Source organism: Sodalinema sp. (assembly GCF_046483825.1).
Taxonomy (GTDB): Bacteria; Cyanobacteriota; Cyanobacteriia; order Cyanobacteriales; family Geitlerinemataceae; genus Sodalinema.
In genome coordinates, this window is record NZ_JAWOCL010000270.1 from 1 (window position 1) to 11,638 (window position 11,638).

At 51.2% G+C, this 11,638-nt stretch carries 13 protein-coding genes; 10 read left to right on the forward strand and 3 right to left on the reverse strand.

What is annotated here, in order from left to right; genetic code table 11:
* Positions 1 to 201: 201 nt before the first annotated feature.
* The 5 genes from R6U67_RS17160 to R6U67_RS17180 all read left to right on the forward strand — a co-directional run bounded on the left by R6U67_RS17160 (position 202) and on the right by R6U67_RS17180 (position 3,401).
* Positions 202 to 714 carry a hypothetical protein gene (locus R6U67_RS17160; protein WP_410253679.1) on the forward strand — a complete coding sequence of 171 codons (513 nt, stop codon included), beginning with the start codon at positions 202 to 204 and terminating at the stop codon, positions 712 to 714.
* Positions 715 to 732: 18 nt separating this feature from the next.
* A complete protein-coding gene (locus R6U67_RS17165) occupies positions 733 to 1,620 on the forward strand; it encodes a hypothetical protein (protein ID WP_410253680.1) in 888 nt (295 codons plus the stop codon).
* Between the two features lie 80 nt (positions 1,621 to 1,700).
* Positions 1,701 to 2,015: a YbjQ family protein gene (locus tag R6U67_RS17170; RefSeq protein ID WP_087708536.1), complete on the forward strand. Its 315-nt coding sequence runs from the start codon at positions 1,701 to 1,703 to the stop codon at positions 2,013 to 2,015.
* An 18-nt stretch (positions 2,016 to 2,033) separates the two neighbouring features.
* Positions 2,034 to 2,474, forward strand: a complete 441-nt coding sequence (locus R6U67_RS17175; RefSeq protein WP_410253681.1) for a YbjQ family protein — start codon at positions 2,034 to 2,036, stop codon at positions 2,472 to 2,474.
* A 36-nt stretch (positions 2,475 to 2,510) separates the two neighbouring features.
* Positions 2,511 to 3,401: a M48 family metallopeptidase gene (locus R6U67_RS17180; RefSeq protein WP_410253682.1), complete on the forward strand. Its 891-nt coding sequence runs from the start codon at positions 2,511 to 2,513 to the stop codon at positions 3,399 to 3,401.
* A gap of 55 nt (positions 3,402 to 3,456) precedes the next feature.
* On the opposite strand, the gene rpe is transcribed toward R6U67_RS17180, so the two are convergent.
* The gene (rpe, locus tag R6U67_RS17185) at positions 3,457 to 4,164 is read right to left on the reverse strand and encodes a ribulose-phosphate 3-epimerase (protein ID WP_410253683.1); all 708 of its coding nucleotides are present in this window, start codon (positions 4,162 to 4,164) and stop codon (positions 3,457 to 3,459) included.
* A gap of 154 nt (positions 4,165 to 4,318) precedes the next feature.
* Between rpe and R6U67_RS17190 the strand changes: the two genes are divergently transcribed.
* From R6U67_RS17190 to R6U67_RS17205, 4 genes are all read left to right on the forward strand, one after another.
* On the forward strand, positions 4,319 to 5,974 hold the full coding sequence (locus R6U67_RS17190) for a S8 family serine peptidase (protein WP_410253684.1): 1,656 nt from the start codon (positions 4,319 to 4,321) through the stop codon (positions 5,972 to 5,974).
* Between the two features lie 33 nt (positions 5,975 to 6,007).
* Positions 6,008 to 6,334, forward strand: a complete 327-nt coding sequence (locus tag R6U67_RS17195; RefSeq protein WP_410253685.1) for a hypothetical protein — start codon at positions 6,008 to 6,010, stop codon at positions 6,332 to 6,334.
* 81 nt (positions 6,335 to 6,415) lie between these two features.
* Positions 6,416 to 7,825, forward strand: a complete 1,410-nt coding sequence (locus R6U67_RS17200; RefSeq protein WP_410253686.1) for an LCP family protein — start codon at positions 6,416 to 6,418, stop codon at positions 7,823 to 7,825.
* A 125-nt stretch (positions 7,826 to 7,950) separates the two neighbouring features.
* Positions 7,951 to 8,874, forward strand: coding sequence for an Npun_R2821/Npun_R2822 family protein (locus R6U67_RS17205; protein WP_410253687.1), 924 nt, complete (start codon positions 7,951 to 7,953; stop codon positions 8,872 to 8,874).
* Here the strand turns inward: R6U67_RS17205 and R6U67_RS17210 are convergent.
* Positions 8,863 to 9,813 (reverse strand): sulfotransferase family protein, encoded by a 951-nt coding sequence (locus tag R6U67_RS17210; RefSeq protein ID WP_410253688.1) that lies wholly within the window; start codon positions 9,811 to 9,813, stop codon positions 8,863 to 8,865. The two genes, R6U67_RS17205 and R6U67_RS17210, sit on opposite strands and share 12 nt — an antisense overlap.
* Positions 9,814 to 10,152: 339 nt before the next feature.
* Between R6U67_RS17210 and R6U67_RS17215 the strand changes: the two genes are divergently transcribed.
* Complete coding sequence (locus R6U67_RS17215) at positions 10,153 to 10,539, forward strand: hypothetical protein (protein ID WP_410253689.1); 387 nt, start codon at positions 10,153 to 10,155, stop codon at positions 10,537 to 10,539.
* Between the two features lie 24 nt (positions 10,540 to 10,563).
* Here R6U67_RS17215 and galE read toward each other — a convergent pair whose 3' ends face one another.
* Positions 10,564 to 11,562: a UDP-glucose 4-epimerase GalE gene (gene galE, locus R6U67_RS17220; protein WP_410253697.1), complete on the reverse strand. Its 999-nt coding sequence runs from the start codon at positions 11,560 to 11,562 to the stop codon at positions 10,564 to 10,566.
* Positions 11,563 to 11,638 lie beyond the last annotated feature (76 nt).

The following is an 11,638-nucleotide window of genomic DNA, read 5'->3' on the forward strand; positions in this document are numbered from 1 at the left end:
AGGCATAACCCACCCCTAACCCCTCCCAAGAGGGGATGGCAAGAGGCATAACCCACCCCTAACCCCTCCCAAGAGGGGATGGCAAGAGGCGAGAGGCAAGAGGCAAGAGGGGGGATTTGGGCGCTTGCTCCTGTTTCTAATAGCCGGTGTTAGGATTAAGCATCGATAGAAATCTAACTTCAATATAATCACGTCAACATCATGTCTTTTGCAGCTACCCGTAAACTCTGCGTTGCCTTTTCTCTGGCAATGTTGCTTTTTGTCGGGGGATGTCGCGGTCCTGAAGCCGATGTTCCGCCGCCGCCTCCCGCCGAACAAGTCCAACCGGCTGATGGCCAGGGGGCGGTCTCCTCTGAATCCATCCCTGGAAGCGCCTTTAACCGCTTCTTTCCCCCAGCAAGTGGCGAGTATGAGCGCGTCTATACTCAGGAGAAGGATGGGTTTGCTGAAGCTAAACTCAAACGTAATGGTGAGGATGTGGCCATGCTGGCCATCTCCGATACAACCAATGTTCCTGCGGCGGCTGAACGACTACGCAATAGCAGCGATCGCATTAGTGGCTATCCAGCGGCGACTCTGGGAACCAGCCAGACTTCGATTTTGGTCGGCGATCGCTTCCAAGTCAAGGTCATTTCTCGTAGTCCTGATTTTACCGAGAGCGATCGCGAGGCCTGGTTAAAGCAATTTGACTTACAGGGCCTGTCCCGATTGTAAACCCATCACTGTGACATCATGAGTAAATCCATTCAAAAACGAGTTGACGATCTCCCCACTCGCAACCTGACTATCTTCAGCCTCAATGCTCTAGATAAGATTGTTCCCGGCAAATGGGACAATCTAGTGGGATGGGACAACACCATCAAAACCATCAGCCAAGAAAGCGATCCCGCTATTTTGGATCTCGTCAGTCGCCGGGCGATCGCCCTCTATGACGACAAATCCCAAGGCTACCAAACCGCGCTCTGGCTCTACGATACCATCGACAGCACCGGCAGCGCCCTGGGAACCGCTGCTCTGGGGAACAAAATTGGCGAGAAAATTCCCCTCCTGGGATTTCTCAATAAACTCACCCCCAAGGCGGAGAAAGCCCAAACCATTGATTTATCCCTGAAATTAGTGGTGGAAGTGGTGGCCTTTTGTAAAATCAATGGTATTCCGGGGGATAGTTTGGGGGATTTTGTGCGATCGCTCTCCGACTATGGCGGTGAATCCCTGATGCGGATGTCGGCGTTAGTCTGTTTCGATGGCTTGATTCCCTTAGGCCCCAATTTCATTCAAACCGTCAGCAGCCGCCTCAGTGATCTCAGTCCCAAAGAACTCGAAAAAAATTCTCAGTATAAAAACATTGAGCAAGAAATTCCCGGCGACAGCAGTGATGGTAAACTCAGTTTTATTGGCGAAAGCTTTGATTCTGTCAAAGGCTGGATGGGTGATTTCGTGAGTTCTAATGATCTAACCCCGCAAAAGGTCAGTCATGGCTTGCAGGGATTCATTGACTTCAGTGAAGATCGCCTCGATTATCTCGCGGCTTTCCTCGATATGAGTACCGACTACTACCGCCATACGGGAGTGCAAACCCTGGCCCGTCGTCTCATTGAACGGTCTTTAGCTGAGATTTAATCTCAACGCTGCTAAAATTAGCTCTTGGGTGGGATGTTTTGCATCTCACCCTGTTGACTTCCATTTATTTTAAAACAGCCATGATTCTGACAACATTGGAAGGAGTCCCCGGAAAAGAAATCCTGGAACATTATGGAATTGTTCAGGGAAGTACCGTTCGTGCTAAAAATGTCGGGCGTGATATTGGGGCGAGTTTCAAAAACTTGGTGGGTGGGGAGTTAAAAGGCTACACCGATCTCCTCAATGAAGCCCGTCAAGAGGCAATGGATCGCATGGTGTTACAAGCCAAACAACTGAATGCCAATGCGATTGTCAACATTCGCTTTTCCACGTCTTCAGTGGCTCAAGGAGCGGCTGAAATTTTTGCCTATGGTACAGCGGTTCTAGTTCGTTAAGGTTAGCCCCAGGGTATTATGGAAGAACTGATTATTTTTGTCGTCTTGCTGAGTGTCGGCTACTTTTTTGGTGTTTTGGCGGAAAAGAAGCATTACAAAGACATTCAAAAGCGAGAACAGGAAACCTTATCATTGGCCATTTCCTCCTTTGGAGCGAAACAACCCCTTCCCCAAGCCTCAGACTCTCAACTCTTTGTTGGGGAAGTTGTCATCGCCTCGGACTATTTTAAAACCTTTGTTATGGCCTTGCGAAATCTCTGGGGAGGGCGAGTGCTAAGCTATGAAAGCCTCTTAGATCGAGGTCGTCGGGAAGCCTTGTTACGAGTTAAAGAACAGGCGATCGCCTGGGGAGCGACAGAAGTTCTCAATATTCGCTATGAAACCAGTACCATTGGCGGTAAACAACAGGGGGGAATCGGTGCGATCGAAATTATTGCCTATGGAACAGCGATTCGTTAGATTGGGGGTGTATCGGACTTCACTTAATAGTTAAAGATGGGATTTAAACCGAAAGCCATCACCGAAGAGGTTAATGTTTCTAAAGTCAATCCTTTGATTGATTTTGCCTATTTGCTTGGCGTAATTATTAGCCTCACTCTCGTCATTTATTTCATCTTAGGCTTAGCCGTCGATTGGGTTGTCCCCCAACTGAGTCCCCAACAAGATGTTCGTATCGGAGAAATTTTAGCACCAGCCGTTGCACCTCAACTCGGTGGCGAGCTAATTCAAGACGATACTCGACAGGCCTATCTCTCGGAGTTACTAGAGGAGTTACGTCATCCAGGAGACTTAGCAGACATCCCATTGACGCTCAATCTCGTGGAAACGGAACTCGTCAATGCAGCGGCTTTAGCCGGGGGACAATTGTTTGTGACAACGGCGTTTTTAGAACAAGTTGAATCTGAAAATGAGTTGGCCTTTGTTCTTAGCCATGAGTTGGGTCATTTATCGGCGCGAGATGGCTTAAAAAGTTTAGGACGGGGAATTTTTGTACTCCTCGGAAGCATGGTTTTGAATCTCGGCCATCAAGGGAGTGGCACGGATGTGATTGGCTATACACTCAATCTCAATCGTCTCAATTATAGCCGCGCTCAGGAATATCGCGCCGATGAATATGGCTTAGAATCGGTGGTTCGCCATTACGGTCATGGAGACAACAGTTTGGACTTTTTCATCCGTTTGGCAGCCAGGAAGGAGGCATTTCCAGAAGGAGTGATCCGAGCTTCTGAGTATTTCCAAACCCACCCCCTCACTGAAAAGCGCATTGAACATCTCAGGGCGATCGCCGCCGAACAAGGATGGTCTATGACGGGAGAGATAACCCCAGTTCCCCCTGACTTAGCCTGTGCCAACTTTGCCTGTGATGAAAACCCCTCAGACTCGTGACGAACTGAGGGGCCATCTGAGGGGCCATTTAAATCAACGTTTAAAGCGCTAGCAATTAAACCGTCGCCATTTCTGGGGAGGGAGCCTTGCTGTTGCGGATGCCTTCGATCGCTTCAGCGTAATCGGGGGCTTTGAACACCGCCGAACCGGCCACAATGGCGTTAGCGCCCGCATCTAGCACTTGCCAAGCGTTGGCGGGTTTGAGGCCACCATCGACTTCAATCCAGGGATCGAGGCCGCGATCGTTACACATTTGACGCAGTTTACGGATTTTGGGGACGACTCCCGGAATGAAGCTTTGGCCGCCGAAACCGGGGTTGACGCTCATGATCAGCACCAAGTCGCACAATTCCAGGACATACTCGATGAGTTCGAGCGGTGTACCGGGATTCAACACCACGCCGGCTTGCTTGCCGAGTTCGCGAATTTGGCCGAGAGTGCGGTGCAAGTGGGGCGAGGCGTTATGCTCAGCATGGACCGAGATAATGTCGGCGCCAGCTTTGGCGAAGTCTTCGACATATTTCTCGGGTTCGACGATCATCAAGTGAACGTCCAGAGGCTTCTTCGTCACTGGACGCAGGGCATCGACGATTAACGGACCAATGGTAATGTTGGGGACGAAGCGACCGTCCATCACATCCACGTGAATCCAGTCCGCACCGGCTTCGTCAACGGCTTTGACCTGTTCACCCAGACGACTAAAATCGGCTGATAAGATTGAAGGAGCAATAACTGTAGATTTTTCAGAGTTTAATGTTGCCATGTGGCAAGTTCCTCGATTTTGTGTGTTGCGTTTGATACAGAATTTAATTAAAGTTTAACAAAAAACGTGGGCATAATCCCCAACAATTTTTGGCGATCGCCAAAAATTTAAGATTGAGCAAGCAGATTTCCCGATTTGTATTAGGAGCAGAGCCTTGGCTGATCGTATTCGTATCAGACGTATTTTGACCCGATTCACCCTAGGAATGACTCTGGGAATGGCCCTGGCGATCGCCCTAGGTTGGTCCGCCCCCATTCAGGCCACATCCTCGACCGGAGAGGGCGGCATTCAAGCCCAGCGGCTCCATGAAGCCCCCCATAACCTGCTAGGGCGCAAAATTGCCATTGGACAGGTTGAAATCGGTCGTCCCGGTCAATTTGGCATCGATAAAGGCGTTCCCCCAGACGACGAGCACGCCCCGGAACCGGCTGGGGTCTTCCTGCGCGATCGCCCCGCCGTCTCTGGAAGCCATGTGGATGCTCACGCTCACGGCGTGGCCAGTGTCATGGTCAGCAATCATAAACGACGACGGGGCGTGGCTCCCGAAGCCCGGCTCTACTCCAGCGCCACCTCCCCCGATCGCGGCGGGAATCGTCAAGGCCAACATTGTCTAGCCACCCAGCACGTCGCCGAGCAAAACAGTAATGACGTGCGAGCCGTGAACTTCAGTTTTGGAGAACCTCTCTGGCTCGATCCTCGCTCTGACGCGGTTCTCGATGGTAAGGCCTTACTGACGCTCTGTATTGACTGGTCCGCCAGCCACCACAATACCCTCTATGTCATCGCCGGAAACCAAGGACAAGGGGGCATTCCCATCCCCACAGACAACTACAATGGCATTAACGTCGGCTCCAGTCAGGCGCACAGTGGCATTTACGACCAAGTGGATGTATCGAGTTTAGGCAATGTCTTTGATGGGGTGTTCGATCGCTATGTGGGCCTCGAAACCAACATCGATGGGCGACTGTTGGTGAGTTTGTTGGCCCCCGGCCGGGATGTGGATCTGCTCAGTCAAGACGGAGAGGTGTTTCCCAGTACTGGAACCAGTTTTGCCTCGCCTCATGTGGTGGGAACGGTGGCTCTGTTACAAGAATATGGCGATCGCCAGCTACAAGACAATGCCCCCCATTGGAGCCTCGACGCTCGACAACATCAAGTCATGAAAGCGGTCATCCTCAACGCGGCTGATAAAATTCAGGATGTCGGCGATGGACGACTTCAGGGAATGACCCGCACCGTCGGCGACAAACAAGGCGGAAACTGGCTCACCTCCGACGCCTACCGCAATCCTCGGGTTCCTGTGCATCGGGATATGGGAACCGGCCATCTCAACGCTTACCGGGCCTATGAGCAGTTTCGTCCGGGACAGTGGAAAGCCAGCGAGCCAGTTCCGGCCATCGGTTGGGACTTCGATCGCATCAGCGTCAATCCGGGTCAAACTTCGCGCCCAAACACGGTTCAAGACTACATCATTGACTCGCCTCTGATGGCCAACAGCTATGTTAGCGCCACTCTCACCTGGGACCGTCAGGTTGACCTCGATGATGGTAATGGTGACGGTCGCTACGATATAAACGAGGGGTTTCGCGATCGCGGCTTAAATGACTTGAACCTTTATCTCATGGCCGCTGACTCTGACGACATCAACGAGGCGATTGCGGCTTCAACCAGCGACGTGGATAGTCTCGAACATCTCTTCGCCGCCGTCCCCCGTCAGGGACGCTACAAACTGCGAGTGGTCTACAACCGTCAAGTCAATGAGCCAAACCAAGACTATGCGATCGCCTGGTGGACGGTTCCCGACGCCTAACCCCATCCCTCCTGTTCTTTGGGTCTCCTGATTATGAAATCTGTCTCGTTTTACTTCACCCTCGTTCCTGTCTTTGGCTTCTTCCCGGCCTGGTGGCGACTCTATCGTCAGCAGGGATCAGCTCAAGAGTTGGCCATTAGCCGCTTAGCGATAACCCTGGCGTTCCTGTGGCTTTCAGGTTACATTTTGTTTGGCACTGCCGCTCAAACCACAGAACTTGGCTCCATACCGGTTCTCATTGGCGGTAGTCTCTGGACAACCACCTATTTTTTGATGTGTTTTGGGCTAATGGTGCGCTTGTCTCAGGGAAAATCCTTATGGTTACCAGGAATTGGCAACCTCAGCGATCGCCTCCCCTAATTCAGTCCCACAGCATCGATCACCCGTTCATCGCCCGAAACCATCGCGACTCGTCCAATCTATGTGTGTGTGAGGAATTCCGTGTCAGCACAGAATCATCAAGAGCGAATGTCCCCGTCCCCCTCGAACCCCCCTAAACCCCAGGGGAAACTGAAAGGTTCGGGGTTCGGCTGGCTTTGGTTAGGCTTGGGACTCAGTGGCGTCGCTATGCTTTCGGCAACAGCCGGGGCCTTGCTCGCCGTCTCCCTATCGAGTACGCCGTTGATGCAAACCCGGATTCGTCCCGAAGATCGCGGCATCTTCAGCGATGAGGATTTAGCCATCTCCAATATGCGGATTCCGGAACTTACCCGTCCGGTTAACATTCTCATCCTCGGTACCAAAGTCCTCAGTTCTGATATGGGGGGATCTCTGAGGCCCTCGGGACATGATCCCCTCGTCAACTCCCTCGACGGACTTTCCGACAGCATGATGCTGGCTCGCTTTGAACCCCAAGAGCAGAATTTAACGCTACTGTCGATTCCTCGGGATACCCTAACTTGGATTGACGGTTATGGAGACCAAAAAATTAACGAAGCCAATCGGGAGGGGGGACCGGCGTTAAGCGCTCGAACCGTGAGTGATCTCCTCGGCGGTGTTGGCATCGATCGCTATCTCCGGGTCAATATCCAAGGGGTGGAAAAGCTCATTGATGTGTTGGGGGGAGTGCGGGTTAATGTTCCCCAGGATATGCAATATACCGATAACACCCAACATCTTTACATTGATCTCAAAGCCGGGGAACAACGGTTAACGGGGAATGAGGCGTTACAATTTTTGACGTTTCGCCATGATGGGATGGGCGATATTGGGCGTATTCAACGGCAGCAAATCCTGATGCGAGCCTTGATTGAGCAGGCGTTGAGTCCTCGCACGTTGGTCCGTCTGCCTCGCATTTTATCGACGATTCAGGATTATGTGGATACCAATCTCAGTGTCGAGGAGTTGGTGGCCCTGCTCAATTTTGCGAGTCAAACGAGCCGCGAGAATGCCCAGATGCTATTGCTTCCGGGAGACTTTCGTAACCCGGAGACGCCGACGGAGTTGAGTTATTGGATTCCCAATTATGCTCAAATTGATCATATGGTGGCGGAGCATTTTGGGCGATCGTCTGAACCAACTCAAGCCTGGCGTGCTGATCCGCGCTATTTACGGATTGCCATTCAAGACGGCACCGAAGAACCCGAGGCGGTGGATGCTCTGATTGATAAACTGTGGGATGCTGGGTATCGTAATGTCTATCTGGCTCAGGATTGGCAACAACCTCTACGGGAAACGCGGATTATTGCCCAAGGGGGCGATCGTGATAGTGCCTTAGACGTCAATCGTTCTCTAGGTTTGGGGGAAGTCCGCGTTGAGAGTACGGGGGTTCTCCATTCGGATATTACCATCCAGCTCGGGCGCGATTGGCTCGAACAGCAAGGTGCTTATCTACGCTCGGATTTGTGGTAGAGCGGCGTTTAGGTTCAAGCAGCGATTTAAGTCCGGTTAAATCGCTGTTAGGTGCAGGTTTCACTATCAACTAACTGTCAACTCTCGATTGCTCTCAGTATGCTCCTATCGATGAGGAAAAACCGATGACCGATGGAATTTATATCGTTGCCAATGATAAGGTGATTGAGCAGACGATCGCTTTCTTAAAGAGTCTGCGCCATTACGATCAAGAGACTCCCATTATTCTAATTCCTTTTGATGCTAACTATGAGCGCGTCTTAGAGGTGGCTCAGCCGTTTGGGGTTGAACGCTTTGAGGATTTGCAGTTTGTTGATGAGTTATGCCTCAAATTACACGAAATTTTTGGTCGTAGCTTTTTTAATACCCCGAACAAACAGCGTAAGCAAGCTTGTTGGTTTGGCCCGTTTGAGAATTTTTTATATATTGATGTTGATATTGTTGTTTTTGAAAAGATTTTTGACAATCTCAGCTATCTTGACAATCACGACTTTTTGTGCTGCGACTATCAATATACCAATGGTATCTCGAATGTGTTTACCCCTAAAGTTTTAGAGGATGGGGTGTTTACAGAAGCAGATTTACAAGATGTCTTTAATAGTGGTTGGTGGGCGTCTAAAAAAGGGTTATTTTCCCTAGAAGACCTTTACGAGACGTTTGCTGATTGTGCGAAGCATCCCGATTACTTCGATTTTTCTCAAAAAACAACGGATCAGCCAATTTTTAACTATCTCGTCCTGAAACGGATTCAGCGACGTTTCAACTTGGTTCGTCGTCCTGAAAAAGCCGCCGGAAGTTGGGCTAGAAGTCCTCATTTCTATCGGGAGGGCGATCGCCTCATCGACTCGAAAACCGGACAACCCTTGCAATATCTCCATTGGGCCGGAGTACGGATTGAACCTGGCTGTCCCTATTGGGATATCTGGGAACATTATCGCTATCTGGGCGAAGAGGTTCCTGAACGGCCGGCGATCGCCCCTCCACCCCCCTCCATCCCCCGTCAGTGGCTCGATCGCCTCAAACAGTTTTCGAGGCGTCTACGCCCTTAATCCACTAGAGGGAGCCGTTTCCCCATCGCGGGGCCAGGCAAAAGGACGATTGCGATCGCCGGCCATCCGTTCAAACACCGCTAAATTTTCCGCCGAGAGTTCCCCCCGCCAACGCAGATCCAACTTAATCTCGAAATCAATCTTGTCATAATAGTCACCATGAGCCGTTTCGAGCGGTTGTCGAGCTTTTTGGCCTCGATACTTGGCAATCATCGAATTAGTGCCACGACTCCCGGCCACATGATGATGAGGATGTTTCCAATACTCAATCATATCCGGCGTAAACTCAAGACCAATGGCATCACAAACCTCTTTGAGTGTCCCCTCGGGATCTGAGGCCAACGCCTCATAATGAACCGTCAGTTTGCGATCGCTTGGATGGCGATCATAAAGCTGTTTTTTCTGCTCCAATTCATTTAACCAATGTTGCGTTAACCACTCAATGCCCCTATCTGGATAAATCCGCAAATAGGAATTGACCACCGCTCGTCCATCCCGAACCATATGAATCAAAAACGGCCGTAACCACTGCTGCTGAAACTCCCGCGCCGCTAAGCGTTGATTGAGCCAAGAAAAATACTTACTTGAGTCAATCAAAACATCCGCATCAATCTTCTCAAACAGGCGACTATAGGGATTGAGAATCGCATCATTGCCCAGCCAACCCCGCACCCAGCGTTCCAGCTTTAGGGGAATATGACGATGCAGCCGGTGTCCACTCATGCCTCGGGCTAAATCCTGTCGTTCCGTCTCCGTGAACTGTTCCTCCCAAAAGTGGCTATCCTCCAACATACAGAGCCGCTTCCCGCGTTTAACAAAGTCCGGTAACTTACTAATTTCTCCCAACGAGAACGCTCGTGGGTGACTCCCTAACATTAAATCCATCAACGTCGAGCCAGAACGACCAATCCCAATAATAAAAACAACCGATTTCTGCATAATTGAGCTTAACTCCTTCAATAATCCTTTTTCTGGGTTGACGTCACTAGACGAGCCTTGTCAGTCCAATGCCGTTCCATCCTATCAAACCCGATCTTGCTCAGACGTCGTCGCAGCCTGGATGTTGATCGCGATCGCACCCCAACATGATAGCGATCGCTGCGGGAACTGTTAACGATCGCGTGAGGCCATAGATCCTAATCATAGAAACCATCCTTATTTTTAGGCACACTAGATGTATACACCAGATGTCTGACCAATAAGGTCTCCATCTAACACCTGACGGCATCAACCTATCATCCAGGATGATCCGAATTCACCCAACCGAGGACCCCAACCATGCGTTCTGAATCGAGTTCCTATAGTTTCCACGATCGCGCCCTGACCCAAACCCTACATGGGACGCTGCTACGGTACTTCTGCGAGGCCTTTGACGGCCCAATCGGCCAACACCTCGCCGAGTGTCAATTCGGCTTTGCCCCGAGTCCCCTAGGAGAGCCAACCTTCTTCATCGTCGCCGGAAGCCATGATGACATAGAATATCTCAGCCGTAACATCGATGGCCTGCTCGACAAAGCCGCCGACATCATGCCCGGTATTCGCAAACTGGCCTTATGTTGCCAACCCGCCAACCCCCAACCGAGGTCGAACCCTGGCATTCTCTGTGGCCGTGTCTTTTCGGTTCCCCAAATTCCCCTCGAAGGCGATGACTCAGAGAACGTCTAACAGAGAACCTCTCACACAGAACTCCTACCCATGACGTTTTTGGTGCCATTGCCAGGCGTGACGAACAATATCGCCTAAGTCCCGATACTCAGGAATCCAGCCCAAACCGTCACGAGCCTTCTGACTACTCCCGACCAAAATGGGAGAATCTCCAGCACGGCGATCGCCAAACTGAACGGGAATCTTGCGCCCCGTAATCGCATTCGCCACATCAATCACATCTTTGACCGAAAAGCCATTCCCATTGCCCAAATTAAAAGCCTGAGAGTCGCCCCCATCGAGTAAATACTCCAGCCCCAAAATATGAGCCTGTGCCAAATCGCAGACATGGATATAGTCGCGCACACAGGTTCCGTCGGGAGTATCGTAGTCCGTCCCAAAAACGGCGATCGACTCGCGCCGTCCTAACGCCGCCTGAAGCACCAAGGGGATCAGGTGCGTTTCTGGATGATGATCTTCCCCCAGTCGCCCCTGAGGATCAGCACCAGCGGCATTAAAATAGCGGAAACAGACCGATTTCAGACCATAGGCCCTGTCAAAGTCAGCCAAAACTTGTTCCACCATCAACTTCGTAAAGCCATAGGGGTTGATGGGAGCCTGGGGATGGTCTTCCGTTAAGGGCATAAACTGAGGAATCCCATAGGTGGCACAGGTCGAGGAGAAAACAAAACGTTGGACTCCCGCCGCCTGCATCGCCTCTAGGAGCGTTAAAGTTCCCACCACATTGTTGTGATAATACTTAGCTGGGTCTGTGACGGACTCTCCCACGAAGATATAAGCGGCAAAGTGCATCACAGCAGCAATGTCATGACGAGCAAAGAGGTCATCGAGGAGGGGGCGATCGCAGGTATCCCCGAGAATGAACTCGACCCCCAAAACCTCGTCAACTAAATCCCGGTGGCCATACACCAGGTTATCGAGGATGACAACCGAATAGCCGGCGGCTTTGAGAGCCAGAACCGCATGGGAGCCAATATATCCGGCTCCGCCCGTGACGAGAATGGTCGGTTTACTTGAAGACACGGCAAGTTTCTCCGAGAATCTGTAATACTCCCTCCAGATTGACATACTCCCGTAGCGAATCGCGATCGCCATTCGC